This is a genomic window from Paenalcaligenes sp. DL 309 (assembly GCF_057475285.1).
On sequence record NZ_JBYBKW010000010.1, the window covers coordinates 21,810 to 44,787 of the forward strand.

The following is a 22,978-nucleotide window of genomic DNA, read 5'->3' on the forward strand; positions in this document are numbered from 1 at the left end:
CTTGTGACGGAGGCTTGCGCCTCGCTCCCCTCGACAAGGTTGATGTCCCGCTAGATGCCTAAAGCACCATGCGGTAGCCCGTTTCGTGCCTACCCTAGGCGTGTCTGCTGCTACCGCTTACAGAGCTTGGAACTGAGGAAGCATTCCAAGGTGCGTCTTGAACGTAACACCAACATAGCGCTATAACAGCGCTGAGTCTGGTCAATCTAGGCAAGCACAGAACGAATCTGGCAAGCCTCGCCCTTTAGGGCGGGGTTATTGACTACAGTCTCCGATGCTTAATACCTTTACGGTTGGCCTTTATGCGGTGAATAAGTCTCTGTTACTCGTTGGCGTGTTTGGTCTACCGTAGAGTCCTCTAAACGCTCTAAAGCGCGTTCTGCTGCATCGGGTCTACCACCAAAATCCAGTGTTGTACCTTCACCTGTTAAGTAGGGGATATTTAACGAGTTTAAACTAGGCCAGTGTCCTGTTTCTTGTAAAATACCTAACCATTCATCTAAGTTAATGGCATCCCAATTTACCTCATGAAAACGCTCAATCGGTAAACCGCCACAGCTAGGGTTTTTAGCACTTCCATAACCTAAGCCAAGCTGCGGCTTAATCTGCTCTTGTAAGATTCTTGAAAGTGGTGAGGAATAGCAGCAATACGATTCCCGCTTTTCAATACAAACACCCAAAATCTTAGTGTGGCAATAAGAGCCTATATAGGTGCAACTTTTAAGCTGTCTTTTGACCGTAAGCTCCAGCTCATCTTGAGTACATTTAAATATTATTTTTAGAGCTAACATCGTAACGCTATAGATTGTATAGACGGTACTAACAAACTGAAGCGCCTGACCTGCGCCAGTTTCCATAAATGAAGCGGCTACACTTTGAGCGCCTTCCCCCGCTATACCAGCCCCCGCCTCACCTGACAAACCTCCAAATACTTTAGAAAATAATTCATCTATTTTTTTCCCTATATCCGTCATGACTGAGTCAATGCTATCTTTAACTGCACCTACAGAACTAGATATAGAGTCAAAACTACCAGCAAACGGTTTGGATATTTCAGTAAAACTATCGACTACCACCCCTTTCATTGCAGCGTAACTACTACCTACGGAATAGCCTTTTTCCGAAAGCCACATTAAGCCTGTATCTAGTTTTGGAGTTGCCATAATAAGCGTAATGTAGTCGGCAAGTGATACCCCGCCCGGATTTTTACAGCAGTTAATTGCGCCACCTACAGCCTTTTTACACTTTCCAGCCTCACCGGGAAAAACTTCACACATAACATTTTCATCACCCGTGAAGCTACCGTCCTCATTAACTCCTGAACACTCCATGTCTTGACCCATAAACTGCGCTGCATTTAAGAGTGCCGCTACTTGAGCAAAGTCATCATTTTGTTCATGGTTAACATCTATACATTCATCACCCATACAGCGAATGGGACCAGCGCATTGATAGCTCGTATTTTTGTTTAAACTTTCTAAATCTACGTTGTAGCCACAGTCGTATTTATCTTCAAATAAATAGCAGGTTCCACTATCGCCTCTAGCCATACCAACGCAACTAGAACTTATAAAACCGCATGATGGGTTATTTTCAAACTCGCCACAGTTATCTTTTATTTCGCCCTCATTCCAAGGGCAGTGGGTTTCACCGTGTATATCTGTCCAACACTCTAAATCTCCCCTATAGAAGTCGTAGTCTGCATCTACATCTGCTTGTAAACATAGATTGGATAAGCCAGTAATGGGTCTAGGAAGGTCACTTTCACATACTTTGACACCATGTACTACAGTGCAACCATCCGCCCCTACAGGGCCAACAAAATCTTTGCATTCCAACTTACCACTAGCAAAGTTATCACTAATCGCAACACCCGCTTCTACGCACTCCTTCGTACTCCATTCCCCATCTTGAATGGCTTTGTTACGGTCATAGCGAATTTTTATGCGTCCAAACCCCTCACCATTACCTGACACCGAGACTCGGATTTTAAAATTAATAATATCGCCTTCTTTAGTGTTTTTAAAAAACCGTGTGACATCAATGTTTTGCTCTTGCTTCCAGCTTGTAGATAGCTCACATTCTCCTTCTGTTTCTGGTGGAAAAAGATCATTAGGGCCATTAAACACCTGTGTTTCCCGACCTAGAGGGCCAACAGACACTTGCATGTAGTCGTCATACTCCACATACTCTAACGTTGCAGAAATAATCGCATCTGGATTAATCACTTCTACACGGGTTTCTTCTTCAAAAATAGAACACCAACCCGACCAATAGTTATCCCCTCGCTTCCCTATCCAAAGTTCCATACAGTTATCACCGCATGTATCTAGGTTAATAGGCCCGGAATGATGTTTAATGACCCCTACCTTTAGCTCATGCTTCAAATTACACGCTAAGCTTTTATCAACGATGCGTTCACACAGCTCATATTCGGGCATGTGAATAGGACGATCAACGGTAGAGAACGATGTGTTTTCTGAACAATCACCAAACTGAGAAGTAAATACATCAATGTTGTTATAGACTTGGTGTGATTGATTAAACATTGGGTCATTTGTCATGTCAGGACGAGACGTATTAGATGAATCTAATATCACCCTATACGCTGACCCTTGCACTGATGGATTGCTACTATGAGCATCACTCCACAAAACTTCTTGCGATCCATACCCTAGCTCATTCATTTGACGGCTAGAGTCATGGATAGACTTAGCTCCATCTACGTTTGTATCGTACCCATCGGGAAAGTAATAGCTATTAGGTTGTTGGTTAGTGCTGCTAGTGCCGGGATATAACTCATTGATGTTTAATGAGTCGCCGCCATCGTGAAGAAAAACATCATTCCCACTAATGTTTGGAGTCTGAAAAGAGTTAAGTAACTCTTTTCCAAAACTTTGTGTATCGCGCCCAATTTGTTCAAGGCTTTGCGAAGATTGTGCAATCACAAAGTTAGCTGTTAAAGGCTGAGCAACGGCTAATATTAGAGCCACTATTTTTTTTATAATATTTCGTTTGAACATATTCAACTCGGAAACGCCCTATCTATAGCAATCATGCATAAATAGTACCGAGCATCAAGGTGATCAACCCCTTGTCAAACGACCAGAATCAGCGACAACGACACACGTAGTTAACAAATAGCTCTATTTGTATGACGTAACATTCTATTCTTCTGGATTTACAACCTGCTCTATAAGCTTCAAATTAGCCACACATCTAAGATAGGCATTACTAGCACTCTGTATGAGGCAGCCAACCTCTTTAGCCGCATCGGTAGTTGTATACCCTTCAACTAGAATAAGTCTTGCCGCTTCTTGTGCGGGGCCATTGCGAAATCGTGAAAGTTTCGCTAGTGCTTGAAACTGTTTATCGGTTAGCTGTTTAATCGTCATATAAAAACCTATTGAATGTTCTGTCACAACTTTCTTCAACTATCTGCTATAAAATCAACAAGTGATATTATAGCACCCTACTTTCCATGCTGTAACGTGTAATTTTAGTAAATTATTTCGGCATGCCGAAACTTCATAGTTTTAAAGCAAAGCGGTACGATAGTAAAAAATAATAAAAAACCCCTCAATTTTGAAAGGTAAAAACGCAAAAGCAGCTCTAATAATTACAACAATCCTTCCAGCGCCAAACGGTATAAATAGGATGTTCACCGACTGCTGGAATCCTACGTCCAGCACCCCAACGCATACTGGCCTCTCCTACTACATGAGTTGAGTTAGCTTCTGCGACTGGATGAATCATTCCGTATTTATATTGGGTCTTGGGAAAGGTTAGCTGCAATTTACCATTACACATTGCATCTGATCCCATCGTACCCCAAGCTAACCCTCTACGATGCAAAGCGGCTTGCACTCGTGCCTTATATAAGCTTGTGTTATGTAAGAGTTGACCTGTACCTGCATGGTTTCCACTTAAAGGATAAAGTGATCCCCATGACCCCGCACACCAAAATAACTGCTTAATCGGTTTTTTAGAAACGGTTGATGAAATGGCATCAGGAATACATGCTAATGCTGCTACAGGATTAGCGACTAAAGCCGCTTCTGGGTTAGTGAAAAATGCTAACTCATCATTATTCCATGTGGGATCAACCTCAGACAAATACATTAAATCTAAATCCATCATTCCCCCTGCATTGCAATGTGGCCCGATGAACAAATCCAACATTAACATTAAGGGAAAAGCATAATAATGATAGTGCATAAAAGAAAGATCACTATTATCTTCAGCTCCGTTACCTTGTGTACCTACAAAGGTGCGATTAAATGGGAACCGTATGCCCCCTAATACCGAAGAGCAGCCCGGTACAGTCTGAAATTCAACAAGACGGTACGGCTCCCACATAGAGGTCGTAATGCCGGGTCGTGGTACGCCTAAGTTGTCTGTACATAAACAAACAGGCCGCTTAACCGCTTCACTTGGATAGCCGTCACCACTTGGACTAATCCTAAAACCCGCTACACGAATAGGAAAAACACACGTCCAACACACATCGGCAATTAACTTCGGGCCGATGATTTTAGCGTCATGACAGCCAGGTTCAGCATAAACGCTTGTACTAAACCCGAAGGAAACCAACAAAATAAAGAAAAAACATTTAAGCCATTGGCGCATTTTCTTCCACTTCCTGTAAGAAAAAAGGTAGCCCATATAAATAGCCTTGATGCTGCTCAAGCCCATATTGAAAGGCTTTTTGCGCCCAGCGTTCATCTTCAACTCGCTCAGCGATAATTGAAATGGATTGTTTTTGGCAAAACTCTAAGGCCGTAGAGGTGATCATTTCATCTTGAATATCAAACTTACAAAAATCCCATTCGTATTGCCTCAAGCGATCTAAAGTTGAATGATTTTTACCAAAGTCATCTAAGGAAAGCGTAGCCCCTAATCGCTCTAAATCACTCCACCTTGCTTTTAATGTGTCATCTTGCACGTTCTCTACAATCTCTATGGTGATGGGTAAATTAACCAGCCATAAAAGATCAAGTATTTTATTTTTCCAACACTCAAATCCCCGATCACTTTCTAATGTTTTCTGGCTAACATTAATAAATAAACGAGCATCTAACTGGGAAATATGTTCAGCACCTTGGGTTAAGCAATTGATTATTTCCTGATCCACATGAGGCCAATACGGAGTGCCATGGTGAGGCTGCAAAGCTAATACGCCATCTGTCCAGCGGGCTAACACTTCATAGCCAATCACTTGACCTGTAGCGCCATTAATTACGGATTGCAAAGCGGGTTTAACGGTGAGTGAGTTAAATGTCATTGTTCGATCTCCACATTTTCAGGTTTAAAAAGTTCATGTATAACGAAGTGCGTACTATTAGCAGTAATTACACTTGGTGTAGAACGCAGCTCAAACCGATCTTTTACATCGGACGTAAGTAGATAAACATGAGCATCCATTTCATCGGTTAATGCCTCGTAGTTATCCCACCCGTCATCTGTTTCAAACTGAGTTGCGATATACATTACACTTTTAACCCCTTCGCTTTGTTCTATAGCGGGTAAAGCATCCCGAATCCAGTGCATTTGTCTTTTTTCAGTTGGATCAAACACAATAATGGCTTGAGTAAAGGGGCGCGTATCTAGTGGGTTAACCGTATCACCTGCATGGGCGATGAATTGCCCGTCTGAAGTCATAATGTCGCGTGTGGCCGTAACGGACGCATCCACATGACGTATTTGCTCTTTCGTGTTTGTAGGTAGATGAATAAACGTCTGGTTACTCCAATAGCGTTCTTTGGCTAACCGCTTTTTTTCCTCCCAATCTATTTGCAAAACACGCTCTTTCATTACTTCCACTAAGTCACGCTCTGCAATTTCAAGCACTGGCCCCTTTATGCCAAAATCCCCGGTTTCTCCATGGTCAACTTTTCGTTTAAGCCATGCTGGATCAGATAAACCGCTTACTCGTGCAATTTCTTTAGACTTTGTACTTGGCTCTAATGCTGTTTCATCACCGTCCTCTGTAGGTAGTGTATTTAGCTCATAGTCTGGATGTAGCGGGTTATACTTTTTTTCCATTTCCTCTAGGGATGTAGGCTCATCTTCGGGTTCGGGTTCTTCTTGATCAATTAAAACGAGAGTGGGTACGATTTCTACGTTGTACTTCTCAAACAACGTAGGGTCTAAAACGATATTAGGCATAGGCTCAAACTCTGAGGCCATTTGCTGAATTTGCGCCATCCCCTCCCACACATCCATTCCTTCTGGTATTCCCCTCAGAACCAAGGCAATACTTTGGTCATAAGACGCGACTTCAAGCACATCATTTAAACCCTCTTCACCTAATGAGTAAGAGATAAACAAGAGGTTTTGGTAGATTTGATCTGTCTTAAAATCATTACCTTCACCCGCATCATTGGCCATGGGGTTAGCTTTCACCATACCTTCCCGAATCGCTTTAGCGTGTTTTATTGCTTCTGGACTAAATGTAGTGGCTTCTTTTAACCAGCCATCCCCCACAATGTTTTCACTGTTCTTTCTGATGTTTTCGGTGTGATTGAGCAACCACGAATTATCATCATTCAATTGTGCAAACCCCGCTGTCTGTACTGTCATACCCAAAGCCATAAAAAGCAGTGTCTTTTTAAAACAAGGGATAAGCCCGTCCAATAACCTGATCTTCATGGATTGTTCCCCAATAACGTGAATCGAAACTTAAATCACTCGTACCCATCATCCAATACTGATTTTCGGGCAGTGTTCCTTTGCCGAAAAAATCACTTGGCTCTTTACCTAATCGTTCACTTAGCCAAAAACCAAACCCGTGATCTTCCTCGTTGATGTAAATAAATTGTTCGGGTGTGATAGTGACAACATCGCCCGGCTCACCACGTACAAACTTCACCATCTTTGTGTCATCTGGAAAAATAGGTTCTAAGCCTTTGGCATAAAACGCATACGTTTTGTCTTTTTCTATCGTGGTGTCTTTACGATCAATCAAATAAAACGATATGCCTGGTATGCACTTCACTTTTTGAGGATCAAGTCCAATGCTATAGCGGCTCATAAAGGCATAAACCACCCCTACTACCACTAGCGACAATAGGGATAGCTTAATAAAGTAAAGTGACCATGATTGTTTTTTACGTACAAAGGTAAAGCGATTGGGTGTCGCTTCCTCTTTACTCATAAATGGCCTCCTGCGGTAGATACAACTCACTAGGTGCAGCAATTACATTCTGAGCATCCAAAACTAAAAACCCCGCATCATGAAACCTTGCAATAAGTTCGCTCGTTTTAATCATGATGCGATCACTTTCTTCTTCGTCTTGAGGAAGGTCTTTAAGCACTTGGGCGTAATCAACAATAAGAATAGGTGGCGCAATGGATTCCTCTTGCTTGAAAACAAATTGATTCAAAAGAAAAACACATAGCACACTACTTATTACACTAGCGGCAATTGTGATCCATACGCTTTGTTGATTCTGTACTTTTTGACTGTTTTTTTGCATTGTTCTCTCACCTATTAAGCCGCCTCAATCTGTCCACGATCCTGCATGACGCGATAGATGGCATCGGTCACATTCATGCCTTGGTTTGAGTAAGTGGTTATCGCAGCAATATCGTCTGGATGGGTGGAGTACAGTAGCTTATGAAAATCACTCACCACTAAGCGCCCTACACCAACCCCCGCATTAGTACGAATAAAAATTTCAGAATAAACGCCAGCAATCGTATGAACACCACGCAAGATATTAAAGCCCCCTTCTGATAGAGAAAGACGGCCTGAACGTTTAACTGACTCTACTGTTTCTTCGGTCTGGCCCAATAAGTACATACTGGCCGAGTTCTCTGCAATGGCTCGACCTACTGCGTTTTCATACAAGTCATTAACAGACTGCGTTGCAATAAGTACCGACCCCCCGTATTTACGGAATTTTCGATAAGCGTGTTCCATAAACACAGCCACCTCACCTTCTTTAAGCAAATCCCAAGCCTCGTCAATAATCACGATTTTTTTACGGCCACGTTCACCTAAAAACACTTCCTGTTGAATTTGATAAATAAGTTGAAGCAAAACCACTTGTCGTAAGTGCTGTCGCCCTTGTAGGTCATCTAGCTCTAGTACAGTTAGTTGGTTTTGAAAGTTAACGTTGTTATCACTGTTGAAATAACGACCATAAGAACCTTGGGAGGTAAATGCGTGTAATTGAACACCCACATCACGTAAGCGTAAATCTTCACTTTCTAGGCAACGTTTGGCAATATCATCTATTTTCATGTCTTTGCCTAGTTCATCCCATAATGTCGCCATGGTTTGTTTCAACGATGCCCCTTGCCACTCGTCCAACAACCCCTTGGCAGATGCCATCGTAGAAACAATGGAAACCAAGCCATCTTCTTCTTCGCCGTAGTTTTCAACTAGTTCAAAAGGATTAAGGGAAATGCTGGTACTTTCTTCAAAATGAACAAAGTCACCTTCTAGTACCTCACACAGCTTTTCATAGGAACGCCCTACGTCAATAATCCAGACCTGCGCCCCTTCGGATAAATACGATAAAGTGATTTCGTTTACTAAGAATGATTTTCCAGAACCCGACTCAGCAGCCACCACTGCATTTTTGTTAGTGGTACTGTCATGCAGTGACAAGCTCATTACTTGGCCATTACGTGAAAGCAACGAGGCATGTTGTGTACCTGTACCCTTCCATTCACCAAAGATAGGAAGTAACACAGCCGCCTGTTCTGTCGTCATAGACTTATAACGGTATAAGTCACGCACCGCCTTTACATCAGCCCCAAACGGCAAGCAATTTAAGAAAATAGGTAATTGAATAAACTTATCTTCTAACATTTCAAAACGCGACTCACTCCATAGCCCTCTAGCGCGTTCTGCGGCTTTATTTACCCCATCTTGCGTATCAGCAAACACCACTAATGAATAACTGATCTGAATAGGTTTATACCCTTCCTTCATGGAGTCATATAACGTATCAAACCCTTCTTTTTTATCCCCTAAAATGGGAACAAACTTGATCATTGGCCCGTAAGCTTGGTTTACTGCAAATTGCCGTCTACGGTCTAGTTGTGATTTTGTTTTTTCAGGATCAGGAATAAATATATTAGTCACTACCATGTAGTTACCATTCAAGCGCGAATCCCCTCCGCTTAAATCTCCTACGAATTTAATCGCATCACCAAAATACATGGCATCTGGTAAGCGTTTAGCCGATAGCACTTTTGCATAAGACTCGCCAAGACGTAAGGTGTTTTGTTCACCTAGCTCTAAGTCCGTGTCATAGTCGAAGATTTGTTCTCGAATGGGTACGTCTTGATCCCAATCCACACCATCATTACGCCAAGGAGCGTGATCACTCCAATTAATCAGCGTATTCATAAAATGAAGATACTGTTGCGCGTTAAAAGGGCGCGGCACTAGCCCTACTGTTTGTAAAGAGGACTCCATACGCAGCATAAATGCCTTAGTATCCTCTATTTCTTTTTCTGTAGGTATCGGGTTATTAATGGGTACTTTCATCGTGATGCATAGCTTGAGGTCTTGCACCACACCTAAGTTAAAAAACCCTTGCGAGGATCGAGTCGTTAAATCATTAAACGTATGTTGACGAAAAAACGCTTCCCGTTCATTGATAACTTTGCTCATAATTGGGTGACGAAAATCATTGCGTAAATCCTGCATTTCGTACATTTGCTGGCTAATATCTGGCGAACGAAATAAGCAAATTTGAATAACGGTGTTGGTAGGTAGCTCTTGATTTAAAAAACTATTAACACGGTCTTGGATTTTTTCATCCCCATAAATCAAGGGCTGGCAAAAGAAACCAAAACCCAATGAAGAGTCATCCATAGCAAAAAGCTTTGACTCTTCATCGTAGGCCACCACAGGCAATAAGGACGCTGCACGGCGGTAAGAGTCTAAATACTTTTCACCGAACTTATGACGAATAGGCACAATACTCATTATTTTTCCTTAGAATGTTTATTCAGAACTTTTAAGCCACGCCTTCATATCAACTGGCTGACCGCGCATAATTTCCCCGGTTGGAGAGACTAAAAAAGGCACTCCATTAACTCCCGCCATATCGATAAACAGTAATGTCATGTCATACACTTCATTACCGCAATCTGGACGAGTTTTTAACTTAGCCATACTTTCAGAAAGCAACGCAGGGATTACATCGTCTTTATTTTGAGCACAATGTACTTTTCTTGCTAAACGGTGAGACGCTTCACCAAGGACAGGTACAACAATAAACGTAAAGGTGTAATCGTCTTGTAGTGCTTGAGCTTGCTCAATGACTTTGAGGCAGCTAGGGCATTTTGGATCAATAAAAATTGTGACTCGCTCTGAGCCTGATCCAATCGAAACAGAATTTAAATTATCTAAATCAAGGCCAAGATTAGCTATATCAATACGATTAATTGCATCCTCTACTTGAGCCAACGTATCTAAGGGCTTACGCTGCATCACATCAATAAGCTGGCCTTCAAATACAAAACGCCCGTTTTCCGATACATAGTGAATTTGCCCTTCACTTTCGATAACTTTAATGCTGCGTACAGGGATTTCCACCATGCCCTCTAGCTCTATAGAACGCACCGCTTCAATTAGCTCAGGTGATACTTGAGAGTCGAAAATAGGGGAGGCTATTGCAATGGAGGTGAAACTAGAAAGCAAAAGAGCCAATGCTGTTTTTTTCATGATGGAAGTGTCCTATGAGTTAACTGAAAATCAGTTTACTTAGCACTTCGTTATTCTCATGGCGTAGAACAGCCCTTTTTGGGTCATTTAAAAAACAGGTGATCTCAAAAGCAGACAAACTAAAAAAACGGCTAAAAGCTAAAATTGATAGTTATCTCATCGCATTTTGCGTTAAATGCTTAACCATGTATAACTTGCTTTGCAATATCGGAAAGGCTACAAGAAAACCTAACCAATGCCGTACGGGTGAGGTAATGCTAATCCGTGTAATGAGATCAAAGGAAAAATATAAATGTACAAAGAAAACAAAGTCAGTATTAAGTCCATACTACTTTTATGCTTGCTAGTAATATTTTCAATATCTGCTCAAGCTGCACCGCAGAATTTCCCACAAGCTAAAAATGAAGCGCGGCAATATATTTACCACGACAGAAATCAAAATGCAGGTGGGGATTTGTATTGCGGGTGTGACTGGAAATGGGTAGGCCGATCTGGTGGCCGTGTAGAGCTAGAGTCATGCGGGTATAAAATCCGTAAGCAGCCAGTAAGAGCAAAGCGAACTGAATGGGAACATATCGTTCCAGCATCGAACTTTGGCCGCGCCCGGCAGTGTTGGCAGAATGGAGGACGCAAAAACTGTACTTCTAATGATCCTGTTTTTTCCAAAATGGAAGCAGACCTACATAATTTAGCGCCAGCCGTAGGTGAGATTAACGCAGATCGCCAGAACTATAACTTTGGCTATGTAGAAACAAGTGCAGCAGATTATGGGGCGTGTGACTTCAAAATAGACTTTAAAGGTCGTACAGCCGAACCTAAAGATGAAATAAAAGGTATGGTGGCACGAGTCTATTTTTATATGCATGACCGTTACGATTTACCCATGTCACGCCAGCAACAGCAGCTGTTTATTCAGTGGGATAAGCAATACCCGCCTAATGTATGGGAAATAGAACGCGATCAGCGTATAGCGCAACGTATGGGCCATAACAACTCATTCATAACGAAAGAAGCAAAGTGGGAGCTAGGCCATAAAAACTCTAAAGAAGGCTTAAATGTTGATAGCGTACAAAGTACACCTGTAGCTGTTACTTCCCCAAGTGAACAGCAAACTCAAGGTGAAATACGGGGCAACCGTAACAGCAAGGTTTATCATTTACCCAAAGGTTGCCCTTCATACAGTCGCGTATCCCCTCAAAATATCGTTTCTTTTAAATCAGAGGCAGAAGCGCAAGCTGCTGGTTATAGGAAAGCAAAAAACTGCAATCCTTAAAATAAGAGCAAATAAAATTAGGATAAAAACCTAGCTGTCCACCTTCACATTATCGATAACAACTAAAAAACTTTAGTTTAAAGCTGTGTCTCTAGTATGGGAATGGACAGCATAGTTATTTTTTATTTTTTAGACATCGTTTAAAGTACGTTGATTATAAGACGAGTTACAATGCAGATTAGCGTATAAGAAGAGCCCTGTGAAAGACTTTATTGATTTGTCTCATAAACGACCGTTTTTGATTTTGCAGTAGTGGCACATGACATTATTAATTTCATGCCAGCAGCAAACATCACTGGCGTTCATGCCCGTATCCAACTCTTTTAACAGAGCAGTGATTTGCGACTTAGTAGAACGTGATTTATTCATAATCGCCTCCTACGTAAAGCATCCCAGAAAACTCCAGTTATGACTGTCTCAGTTTAAGGGAAGTGGACATTCTAGATTTCTATAATCAATTATTTTTAGCAGAGAATGGTAATTACCAACTGAGTTTGGTATATATTATGGTTGCTTTGTAAACAAAAATTACAAAAATGTACTTTATTATTTTTTAGCGAGCTTAATGCATGGCAAGATTTACTACAGACTACGTTAATTTAATTGTTGATAACTTGCGTGATCGCTATAAAAGTGGCTTTCCAATCCTTAAGGAGCTAATACAAAATGCTGATGATGCGGGTGCTAAAAATCTAGTTTTCGGTCATCATCCAGGTTTTAAAGAAGCGGTGAATCAGTTACTTAAAGGGCCGGCATTATGGTTAATAAACGATGGTCGATTCTTGGCTGAAGATAAAGCGGCAATAAACTCATTTGGGTTAAATAGTAAAGCAGCAGAAAAAGGGGCAATAGGAAAATTTGGGCTTGGCATGAAAAGTGTATTTCACTTATGCGAAGCCTTTTTTTATGTGGGTTACGATGGAACTCAAGAGTACATAGAAGTACTAAGCCCTTGGTTTCAAGACGGGCTAAATGAAAAGCATGCAGATTGGGAGCAATTTTCTCAAGATGATCAAGACGCATTATTATTAAAAGATATTGCTCACCAGCAAGCAGAAAATTTTAAATCAAATAACTGGTTTTTATTGTGGATTCCGTTACGTCAGGTGAGTCATGTAGCGCAAGATAGTGCGCCTATTATGAATGTTTATACAGACGAAACCACATCACAGAATAGTGAGCTTTTTTCTCAAGAAAATATAGAACAACAAATTGCAGCGTTGCTCCCCTTGCTGCGACATATAGAAAAAGTTCAATTTTTAGGCGGTGAGCAGCAAGCAGCATTTGAGACTAAATTAACCCTATCTAACGAACATCAACGGTTAGATCATATTAGCCCTGAGCTTTATATGAAAGGGCAGATTAAAGATAAAAATACAAGTAGTGAGCCTTTGTATTTTTTCGCACATCAGAAGGCATTAACTAACGACCCCTTTTTTACTAAACTAAAACAACAAGACGCTTGGCCAAAAGTAAATGTAATTAAAAACAGAATAAATACTCCAGTGCCGGACAAGGCGGAAGCAGAGGGAGCTGTTCTTTTTGCGCATCAAAATAAGTCTAGAGGACACCTAAGTATTCAATGGGCCGTTTTTTTACCTGTAGAAGAACAAGAGCTTAACTATGAAATTACTATACCCAATAGTTCAAGAGAGTATCGTATCGTGCTTCACGGTCAATTTTTTGTTGATGCAGGCAGGCGTGGCATAGAAGGAGCAGAATTATTTAAACACCCTGTACCTACTTTGGATTTTGATGAAGATTATAAAGAAGATGAAATTCATAAAGCTTGGAATCAAGGTGTTGCCCAAAAGCTAGTTTTACCTTCTTTTTTACCAGTTTTGGCTCAATATATCGACCAGTATAAATTAACTGATAACGAGGTAGCTGCTTTAGTTGGAGCCTTAAAGGACTGTAAAAACAAGAGTGGATCTTTTATTAATGATTTTGAGAAATTCATTTGTGTTGAATATAGCTATGTACGTCGCCTAACAAAACGAGGTTTACACTGGGACTTAGTTAAATCGGTAGGAGGGTCAACACGATTTCTAGCGATCACTACGCCAAAAAACAATGACTATGAGCGTCCTTGGAAAGCATTGCCAGGATTGAGTGGGTTAAAGGCTTTATTTATTGATAAAAATGCTCCATCTTTGATGTTGTCTACTGCTACATGGCATGAAAATGACTTGCTTAATGTGATTAACTCCATGCATATGGAGACTTTAACGTCAAAAAATTATTTAAGTTATACAGTAGAGTTTTTATCGACTCACGTACTTGTGTTACTTAATTACTCTACTGTACAAGCTGCACTTGTGCAGCGTATTCAAGAGCTGTTACAGTTCTGCTCTTTATCTGATATTCGTCAAAATAGAGCTATTTTTATAGAATTAATAAACCTCTTACCAAAAAAACTAGTATGTGGCTTAGGCTCAAGAGATCCAAAAGAACGACTAGCAATACCTGAGTTTTTATATAAAAAGCTTCTGCAAGTACCAACAGACATATTGGTGCTACCCAAAGATTTAACGGCAACGGAGCACAATAACCCAGATATCCATAGAGATACGGCAAGCGCTTGGCTAAAAGTTATTGGCTTAGAGCTACAGCAAATAAGCACGCCAGAAGTTTCGTATATTGAGTTGGTTAAATCTATATTTAACAGCTTGAAAGATAAGAGTTTTACTGTCTTTATTTTAAAGCAACATTTTGATTTACCACTATTAGTCGCATTTTCAGCCAGAGATAAACGAGAAATAGCTATTTCTTTAAAAGAGCTAAGATCTACCCAAAGTAAGGAACTTTTATTTAGTAGAGTAGCCCCTAATGAAAGAAGTTTTTTAGATGATTTAATTAAAGTAGTAGAAGATTTAAATCCTTTATCAATCACTAGAGATGTACGCGATTATACGAAGTTAAATACTAGAGCACCGAATGATTCTAACGCTGTTTTTGGTGCTATAGGAGCTCAGGTTAGCCCACCATTTTTAAATGATATAAATACACGCTCTCAATTTTTATCTAAAGCAATAAGCGCCTTGGAAGCGAATGATATATATGCAAAAAAAGGAGCTCGGTATTTGCTGCATGGTGACTCAGAGAAGTTTTCTGATATTGACTCTGTGCTTTGGAGCTCAAGCCAGACTAAAGAGCCCGAATGGAGGAAGCTCTGGCAGATGGTTGAGCCTAATACTTGGGCAGTTTTAATGCCTCAGCTAATTGATACAATTCCACCTGCTAAATTTGAAATATTAAATGTTAAATCTATAGATGCAAAAAGTGTCATAGATTTTTTAAAAAACGACATAAGTCGAATTGATGCTATCGATTCAAGTAAATTTTCCATTGAAGAAAAAGAAAGAATTTTAAATCATGTAAAAAATGATGAGAAGCTCTGGAAAAAACTACCATTTCATCTAGATGTTAATGGTATACATGGTCCTATAGATGAAAACTGTTTTTTAGGCATAGAGCCTACATTACCAACTGATATAGCAGATAAAGTGCGTTTAATCACCCCTAGTCAAGATAAAAATCTTCAAGGTGTACAGCATGATTTTATAGCTGGTTGGTCACCTGAAAAAGCAGCAGAAATAATTTTAAAAAATCATTCTGATCCCTCTTTACACTATGACTATTTATTAGAAAAAATATCTAAAATCAAAAATGGTGATAGTTTAAACTTATGGAAAAATACAGCTTGGCTAAAACTAAGCAATGGTAAACCTATAGCGCCTAAAGATATTATTTACTTACCTGAGATAGAAGATGAGCTTAGAGGTTTTTTAGAGGAATCAAAAAGTATTTGCGCTTTGTCAAGTCAGCTAACTGATGAAATTCAAAAACACATCAACTATAAAAACTTGCATGAAATACTGTTTGATGAGTATCAGTCTTTACGTAATATTGCTGATGAGATGGTAAGGGCTGGCTATAGTTTAGGTGCAAATGTTCAGATTAATACAGATACTACAAATAGTTTATCAGCACTTTCTGCACTAAAAAGTGTACCGGGTTGGCGTATTATCAATAATCTAAGTGCCACTATTGATATAGATATATTAACTCAGCACGTTACCCCTAAGCTAAATAGCCAATTAATTACAGAACAGGTTGAAAGTGCTCTTTTGGAGTTATCTTCAAGTGCAGACACTAGCAAAGCGTCACTATTTATCAACTTTGTTAAAGAGTGGATAAATAGTGATTCACTCCAGGCTTTAAAGCCACGTCTAGGTCGTTTAACGCTATTAGCTAAAGATAATAGCTTTCAACCAGCCACCCAACTTGTAGCTGGTGTTTCAGGTATACAGACACGCTATGAGTTACACCCAGAACTAGTAAATATTTTAGGAAATATTATTGATATAAACCGCTCTGAAAAACGAGTGGAAACAGATGATTTATCAAATGACTCATCTGAGGTTGATAGTAACTATGATCTAGATTCTCATTTGAGGCAATGGATTGAGGATATTCCTACTAACTCCAGTAGTTTCCAGAGTTTAGGTGCTGCTATTGGTATGTTTGGCACAAAGGCAAAAGATTTAACAGAGCACTTATTAAGCCCAATCTCTTATGAGAGTTATATAAATCAGCTTAACTGGCAACACCCTGGGTATGAAGATGATCAGGGTAGAAGGAGGCTTAAATGGATGACCTCATCTGTTAGAACAGTTGAGCAAGCCATGGATTACTTCTCCATGTACATTGAGGTTCTTAAGTCAAATTTTATCGAAGTTAATACAATTTTAGGTAATGAAATCTCACTAGAGATCCAACCTCTGGAAGCGGTAAGTAGCTTATATGTAAAAGATAAAGGTAGTAGTAAACAGTTTATCGTAATCATGCGCTCTCTGTCTGAGCTTAGTCGTTTTGAAAGCGCGGATCAAAAACGAATTCTACAGCGCACAGCAGAAGATTTATTAAAGAACATCTATAAACAAGAAAATGTCAACTTAACAACTCTTTGGAACAGTTTTGAGAAATCTAATCAGATAGAGTTAGCCGTTGCGAAATCCCTTATCTTAGATAGTATGCCAGCTATGCTAGAGCAATATGCTGAAGCTAAGAAGCAAGAAGATATTCGTCAAGCATTAATAAATTATGATAGAGCACGTGTAGATAAGAAAAATGCAGAAATTCAAAATGATAGCACCGAAAAGGCATCTGCTAAGCTTAAAGAGGCTGCTAATAAACTATCAAACTTAGTAGAACATAATGCTGATGTACAGAATACGATTCTTTCTGCTATTAAAAGAAAACTTCAAGATAGTCAGTACCAACTATCAAGTATACCCTTTGAAATTTTGCAAAATGCAGATGATGCTGTTAGCGAGTTTCAGGAAATACAACAGATAAAAAAGAGACCTACTTTTCCCAAACAAGAGATAGGACATTTTGCTGTACTAACTACTAATCATAGTGTTGTACTCATACATTGGGGTCGGCCCATCAATTACTCTGAGCACAATGAAGATAGGTTTTATCATTATCGTCAAGATATAGAGCGTATGTTAATGCTGGGGGCCTCAGGGAAAAGTGATGAAAACGTAACAACAGGAAAGTTTGGATTAGGTTTCAAAAGTACTTTTTTAGCTTGCGATAACCCGATAGTAGCCAGTGGGGATTTACGCTTTAAAATAGTAGCGGGTTGCTTACCCGTTTTAGATGATATAAGCAGTGAAGCGAAAGAGAAGTTAAAAGCTATTCAAGGTACAACAAATCTACAACCAACCGTTGTTGAGCTAAGTGTAAAGCAAGATAATAAATATAATTTGCTATCTCGGTTTAAGCGACTAGCGAGCTTGTGTACGGTGTTTACTCGTAATATAAATCATATAACAATATCAGAGCATGCATTTCGATGGAAACCTGATTGTTTATTATCCGCTGATAGAAATGAATCTAATTGCTTCCTAGGTCAAGTTAACATATCTAGTAAAAAAGGCTTTGCTGTTATTAATTTACTAGTATTTGAATCTAGTTTAGGGCATCTGGCTTTATCATTAGATAGTAGCGGCATTAAGAAAAACATTTCATCTAGAAAAACTCATGGAATCCCTGCCGTATGGGTGAATGCGCCGACCCAAGGTATGGAGGCTCAAGGTATGTTGCTTAATGCTAATTTTTCTATTGATACGGGTCGGGGAAGTCTACCTCAAGGTGAAGCAGCTGCGAAAAATCAGAATCTAGCTGAAAGACTGGCCAAGGAAATAGCACCCTTAGTCATTACCCTCATAAATGAAACATGCCAAGATTGGGTTACATGGTCTAAAAAGCTGCACTTAGCAAAATCTATGACTGTAAATCAGTTTTGGCTTAGTTTTTGGCAAGTCGTGAAGATGCACGAAAGCAATGATGATGACACGTCTATTTCACAAGATAGTGTTTTATTAAGTCGTTTTGGTAAAGAGCTTTTTAAGCAGGTGGTAAAAGTAACAAAACTAGTACCTAGTGGGTTAAATATACCTGACCATACAGGGTTAATGGAAATCAATCAGCTACGTCTAGTAATTAAGCAAAATATTCCTATTGAGCTTCTGTCTAGTTGGCCACTATTTGGAAAAAAACACTCAATCCAAAAATGGGTAAGTAATAGTGTTTATGAATGGTTATTAGAAGCTGAGATATTAGACACTAATAAATCATCAGTAGTTATTTTAGATGAAGAAGTTTTGGTTAATACCTTAGGTCACGAGAAGCGATTACACTCTGAGGACCTGCCTTATCTTGCCAGAATCATTGAAAGTTGGCCACATTACTTCACAGAAACTCAATGGGATAAATACTTACAAGACATAAAGCTCAAAAGCAAAAATAATAGCTGGAAGTATATAGGCAATCTTGTAAATTTAGATGCTTTAAAAAATAGACAGGGACTAAATACTCTGGCACCAGCTGAGTTGCAACTACATTCGGAATATCACTCTATTGAAGGCTGGATTAGCTTCTCCAACTACTTAGAGTTTTACTCTCCCTTATATCATGAGCAAGCACAGTGGTGTCTTGATGCTGAAACCTTCGAGCAAAAAAGTGCTGTACTAAGAGTACTAGCTAGATCATTGGATGAAAGTGATGTTTGGAGATTTATATTAAATCATAAACATACGGGAAACTGGCTTTTTGATCTAAACGCTGATGATAAATGCTTTAGCGAATGTACAGATCGAGAAAAAACAGAGGTTCTTAGAAGGCTAAACGATTCATCTATTAATGAAGAGATGGAGCTTACGGTAGGACTATACTCGCTACCACCCACCTTATCAACTATTTCAAAATGGTGGAAAGTGCATCGTAATGAATATTTAAAGAAATATCAAAAAGAGTTTTGGCCAGAAGAAGTAGATATAACGGGCTTAGCCAATGATGACAAAGAAGCCTGGATGACACTATTTAGCCTTGCTGTTTTTACACGCATGGGACGAGTAACAGATCAACAGCATAAAGGATTTGTTTCTTTTTTAAATGAAAAAGGCTGGTGGGATACGATTGTGTATGAAAACCCTGAAACTAGCGAGCAAGAGTGGATGGCCATTTTGCGTGAATACGCAGAAGACAGTAGATTAGATACCAGGTTTGAATATTGGATTGATAACTTCCCCAGACTTTATCGCGTTGCTCGTTGGTTTGATGACTACGTTGAATTATTTAAAGGTATTGATTACAGGGAGTCAAATCAAGTTGCTAACTTATTGACTCCAGAGGCAGATTCATCATTAAGTGGTTCGGGTTTAAATATGCCTTCAATAGAGAAAACACTACATTTAGGTCATCATTTGATTATCAGAGAGTTATTACGTACAGATGTCCTCTCATCAGAGATTGCAAAGAAAATGGCATACATGCCTAGACAACGAGTTAAAGATTTTCTAATGGAGCTGGGTTGTCAGGAAGTAGAAAATAGTCAGGATATATATGATTTTTTGCAAGATGAAATAACAGACCCAGAAGCTAAAAACTTTTATGGTGATTATGATATCCCTCTACTCATTCTTTCTAAGGATGAAGGTTTATTGCATGAAATCTCTCAATGGGATGAGGAATTAGATAGTAGGGATTATCATGCATAACTTTAAACCAAGCATGAGTGTGATACATGCTAGGCATGGACAAGGCACTCTTATGATGCTTGAAGTAGACACTGCTGTTATACGTTTTGCCCATGGTATAGAGCAACTACTTCTTAGTGAGTTAACTCCGGTAGTAAACGTAGAGGACGCGATTGCGGAGCAGCTGATTAGTCCTTCAACAGAGGTTGTTTTAAAAGCGCAAGCTGAAGCAATCGCCTCTGTAAATAACTCATGGGGAGTATTTACTCGATCCCTTATTTCATTATTACCTCATCAACTTTGGGTATGCCATCAAGCGTTAAAAACGTGGCCAATTCGTTTACTGATTGCTGATGATGTGGGAATGGGCAAAACTATTGAGGCGGGGCTCATTCTTTGGCCTTTATTAGCTAATCGTAGAGTACAACGATTACTTATTCTTACCCCTCCCAAGCTGGTTGAGCAGTGGCAGCAGCGTTTAAAAAGTATGTTTGACATAAGAGCATCAACTTACCATCCTCAACAGGACACTGAGCGCACAGACTATTGGGGTATTCATTCCGTAGTGATTGCCTCATTATCTACATTACGCACAGACCATAATGATAGACACCAACGACTACTTGATGCCCCTGCTTGGGATATGTTGATTGTAGATGAAGCCCATCATTTAAATGTAGAGCATCGATCCAGTAGGACCTTGGGCTTTTCTCTCGTTGATAAGTTACAACGTGCTGGCAAAGTAGATTCATGTATTTTATTTACAGCAACTCCGCACCGAGGTAAAAGTCATGGTTTTTGGTCGTTGATGAGCTTACTAAACAGTAATTTATTTGGTCCTAAAAAAGATGAGGAGCAAATGTTAAAAGCGTTACCTAACTACCTTATTCGTAATGCCAAGCAAAAAGCCACTGATATGCAGGGAAATCGACTATTTCATCCTGTACAACAATTTCCAGAAACTTTCACTTATACAGACGCAGAAGAAAAGTTCTACCAAAGGATGTCTGAGTTTATTATGGCGGGTAAAGCCTATGCCTCATCCCTGAGTAAGACAGAGGGGGGACAAGTAATATTAGTACTAATTGCTCTGCAAAAGCTTGCCTCAAGTTCTATTGCTGCTGTCGTGTCAGCTCTGAAAAATCGTCAAAAAAGATTATACGAGGCGGCTGAAGTTTCTAAGAAAGAGCTAGAAAACCCTCTGGATGAACCAGAAGACGAAGATGAGAGTATGCATGCTTTAGCTAGATGGGCTGAAGCTGAAAAGCAAGCTCAGTTAAAGTTAATGATAGACGAGCATAATTACTTAACTGAGCTAATCGCAGCCGGTGAAGCTGTAACAGAAGAAACACGCATATTACGCGTCATAGAAATAATTAAACAGCGTTTTCCTGATGAGTCTGTTTTACTTTTTACCGAGTATAAACGAACACAGGCTTTAATCGTTTCCGCCTTAATGACCGAATTTGGGAAAAATACAGTTGGTTTTATCAATGGTGATAATAAGCTTAATCATGTTTTATTTCCTGATGGGCGCATACGCAGTTTAAGTAAACGTAGAGAGGCCACATGCCAAGCATTTAATTCTGGCGATATTCGTTTTCTTATTTCCACCGAAGCAGGTGGCGAAGGGATTGACCTACAACAAAATTGTAGTGCCCTAATTCATGTTGATCTTCCCTGGAATCCTATGCGTCTGCATCAGCGTGTAGGACGATTAAATCGTTATGGACAAAAAAAATCAGTTAAAGTGGTTTCTTTACGTAATGCTGCAACCGTAGAAGCATTAATTTGGGATAAATTAGAAACTAAGTTAGCTGATATTATGCGTACAGTAGGCTCTGCAATGGATGAGCCTGAAGATTTGCTACAGTTAATTTTAGGTATGAGTGGAGATGCAGTATTTGAGGATTTATTTCTCAATGCCTCGAATGTTCCCCGTGAGCGTTTTGATAGTTGGTTTAATGAAAAAACAGGAACTCTAGGCGGTGAGACTGCTGTTAATACAGTAAAGCAACTAGTGGGTAATGCTAAAGGCTTTGATTTATCAGGATTGCAAGACGTGCCTCCCGTTGACCTACCTGAGTTATTACCATTTTTTCAACGTTTAATTGCTTTCAACCAACGCCGTCCATTTGCAGAGAGTGAGTTTGAAATATCATTTAAAACTCCTGAAAGCTGGATGACCTCACATGCTATACGCAGCCAATATAAAAACGTCAGCTTTAGTCGTAAAGGAGAATCTAAGCCTGATAACTTAATGGGAGTCGGTCACCCATTAATGACTAAGGCATTGGAACAAGCTCAACAGTTTAATGGCGTTTTTTGTGTTTTAGAGGGCTTGACTGACCCTCTACTTATTATTTCTGTAGCTACTCTAGTGACAGATCAGTCCTCACGAGTCTATCCAATGTTATTTGGAATTACAGGCACAATCAAAAACCTAAAAATACTAAGAGACTGGGAGGTTTTACGGTTATTAAATGATAATAAACTAAGGCCTAAAAAAGAAGTAGAGGTCATTCCTGGAGATGAAAATATTTTTCAAGAATGGCTTGAAGAGTTTAAGGTTAAAATCCCAAGCTTGCTTTCTGAGATGGGTATTGACGCAACGAAAGTACGTAGTAATGAAATTGCGTTTTTTCAGCCGAGTAATTATTCATAGAAGAATTACAGAGAGCGAATTGTATGTTTTGGATAGATATAGGATGGATTGACCTATCTCCTCAATTAACACCAATAGTTCGATGAGATTTTAGCTATTATGCCACCTGTTTTGCATAAATTGCCGGTGGCAAGTAGTTTAAGGTGCTATGTGGTCTTTCGTCGTTGTAATGGCGTTGCCATTGTTCAATTTCATAGCGGGCTTCGTTAATCGTTCTGAACCAGTGTAAGTTCAAACACTCATTCCTAAATTTACCATTCAGACTTTCCACAAATGCATTCTGCGTCGGCTTACCGGGT

14 protein-coding genes are annotated in these 22,978 nt (G+C 39.7%); 3 read left to right on the top strand and 11 right to left on the bottom strand.

Features of this window, described 5'->3' with window-relative positions; genetic code table 11:
* Positions 1-287: 287 nt before the first annotated feature.
* The 9 genes from traN to AC2UZJ_RS11235 form a co-directional block, all read right to left on the bottom strand.
* Complete coding sequence (gene traN, locus AC2UZJ_RS11195; RefSeq protein WP_486950242.1) at positions 288-3,023, bottom strand: conjugal transfer mating pair stabilization protein TraN; 2,736 nt, start codon at positions 3,021-3,023, stop codon at positions 288-290.
* Between the two features lie 144 nt (positions 3,024-3,167).
* Positions 3,168-3,434, bottom strand: a complete 267-nt coding sequence (locus AC2UZJ_RS11200; protein WP_486950243.1) for a hypothetical protein — start codon at positions 3,432-3,434, stop codon at positions 3,168-3,170.
* 178 nt (positions 3,435-3,612) lie between these two features.
* Positions 3,613-4,629, bottom strand: a complete 1,017-nt coding sequence (locus tag AC2UZJ_RS11205; protein WP_486950244.1) for a TraU family protein — start codon at positions 4,627-4,629, stop codon at positions 3,613-3,615.
* Positions 4,613-5,284, bottom strand: a complete 672-nt coding sequence (locus AC2UZJ_RS11210; RefSeq protein WP_486950245.1) for an EAL domain-containing protein — start codon at positions 5,282-5,284, stop codon at positions 4,613-4,615. Before AC2UZJ_RS11210 ends, AC2UZJ_RS11205 begins: the two co-directional genes overlap by 17 nt.
* Positions 5,281-6,582, bottom strand: a complete 1,302-nt coding sequence (locus AC2UZJ_RS11215; RefSeq protein ID WP_486950246.1) for a TrbC family F-type conjugative pilus assembly protein — start codon at positions 6,580-6,582, stop codon at positions 5,281-5,283. Before AC2UZJ_RS11215 ends, AC2UZJ_RS11210 begins: the two co-directional genes overlap by 4 nt.
* Positions 6,583-6,610: 28 nt before the next feature.
* Positions 6,611-7,156 (bottom strand): S26 family signal peptidase, encoded by a 546-nt coding sequence (locus AC2UZJ_RS11220; RefSeq protein WP_486950247.1) that lies wholly within the window; start codon positions 7,154-7,156, stop codon positions 6,611-6,613.
* Positions 7,149-7,385, bottom strand: coding sequence for a hypothetical protein (locus AC2UZJ_RS11225; protein ID WP_486950248.1), 237 nt, complete (start codon positions 7,383-7,385; stop codon positions 7,149-7,151). Before AC2UZJ_RS11225 ends, AC2UZJ_RS11220 begins: the two co-directional genes overlap by 8 nt.
* A 107-nt stretch (positions 7,386-7,492) precedes the next feature.
* Positions 7,493-9,949 (bottom strand): type IV secretion system protein TraC, encoded by a 2,457-nt coding sequence (gene traC / locus AC2UZJ_RS11230; RefSeq protein ID WP_486950249.1) that lies wholly within the window; start codon positions 9,947-9,949, stop codon positions 7,493-7,495.
* An 18-nt stretch (positions 9,950-9,967) separates the two neighbouring features.
* Complete coding sequence (locus AC2UZJ_RS11235; protein WP_486950250.1) at positions 9,968-10,690, bottom strand: DsbC family protein; 723 nt, start codon at positions 10,688-10,690, stop codon at positions 9,968-9,970.
* 292 nt (positions 10,691-10,982) lie between these two features.
* Here AC2UZJ_RS11235 and AC2UZJ_RS11240 point away from each other — a divergent pair, with 292 nt between their 5' ends.
* On the top strand, positions 10,983-11,963 hold the full coding sequence (locus AC2UZJ_RS11240; protein WP_486950251.1) for an endonuclease: 981 nt from the start codon (positions 10,983-10,985) through the stop codon (positions 11,961-11,963).
* A gap of 222 nt (positions 11,964-12,185) precedes the next feature.
* Here the strand turns inward: AC2UZJ_RS11240 and AC2UZJ_RS11245 are convergent, their stop codons facing one another.
* Complete coding sequence (locus AC2UZJ_RS11245) at positions 12,186-12,332, bottom strand: hypothetical protein (RefSeq protein ID WP_486950252.1); 147 nt, start codon at positions 12,330-12,332, stop codon at positions 12,186-12,188.
* A gap of 200 nt (positions 12,333-12,532) precedes the next feature.
* On the opposite strand from AC2UZJ_RS11245, the gene AC2UZJ_RS11250 reads away from it, so the two are divergent.
* A complete protein-coding gene (locus AC2UZJ_RS11250; RefSeq protein WP_486950253.1) occupies positions 12,533-20,035 on the top strand; it encodes a sacsin N-terminal ATP-binding-like domain-containing protein in 7,503 nt (2,500 codons plus the stop codon).
* Complete coding sequence (locus AC2UZJ_RS11255) at positions 20,028-22,679, top strand: DEAD/DEAH box helicase (protein WP_486950254.1); 2,652 nt, start codon at positions 20,028-20,030, stop codon at positions 22,677-22,679. The genes AC2UZJ_RS11250 and AC2UZJ_RS11255 overlap by 8 nt, the downstream gene beginning before the upstream one ends.
* Positions 22,680-22,776: 97 nt before the next feature.
* Here AC2UZJ_RS11255 and AC2UZJ_RS11260 read toward each other — a convergent pair.
* Positions 22,777-22,978, bottom strand: a 202-nt coding sequence (locus AC2UZJ_RS11260; RefSeq protein WP_486950255.1) for an integrase core domain-containing protein, incomplete at its 5' end; no start/stop codon positions are given.

Coding starts and splice junctions, on each gene's coding strand:
- AC2UZJ_RS11210 (WP_486950245.1), bottom strand. CDS start 5,284: ATGACATTTAACTCACTCACCGTTAAACCCGCTTTGCAATCCGTAATT.
- AC2UZJ_RS11235 (WP_486950250.1), bottom strand. CDS start 10,690: ATGAAAAAAACAGCATTGGCTCTTTTGCTTTCTAGTTTCACCTCCATT.
- AC2UZJ_RS11240 (WP_486950251.1), top strand. CDS start 10,983: ATGTACAAAGAAAACAAAGTCAGTATTAAGTCCATACTACTTTTATGC.
- AC2UZJ_RS11205 (WP_486950244.1), bottom strand. CDS start 4,629: ATGCGCCAATGGCTTAAATGTTTTTTCTTTATTTTGTTGGTTTCCTTC.
- AC2UZJ_RS11255 (WP_486950254.1), top strand. CDS start 20,028: ATGCATAACTTTAAACCAAGCATGAGTGTGATACATGCTAGGCATGGA.
- AC2UZJ_RS11245 (WP_486950252.1), bottom strand. CDS start 12,332: ATGAATAAATCACGTTCTACTAAGTCGCAAATCACTGCTCTGTTAAAA.
- traN (WP_486950242.1), bottom strand. CDS start 3,023: ATGTTCAAACGAAATATTATAAAAAAAATAGTGGCTCTAATATTAGCC.
- traC (WP_486950249.1), bottom strand. CDS start 9,949: ATGAGTATTGTGCCTATTCGTCATAAGTTCGGTGAAAAGTATTTAGAC.
- AC2UZJ_RS11215 (WP_486950246.1), bottom strand. CDS start 6,582: ATGACAGTACAGACAGCGGGGTTTGCACAATTGAATGATGATAATTCG.
- AC2UZJ_RS11250 (WP_486950253.1), top strand. CDS start 12,533: ATGGCAAGATTTACTACAGACTACGTTAATTTAATTGTTGATAACTTG.
- AC2UZJ_RS11220 (WP_486950247.1), bottom strand. CDS start 7,156: ATGAGTAAAGAGGAAGCGACACCCAATCGCTTTACCTTTGTACGTAAA.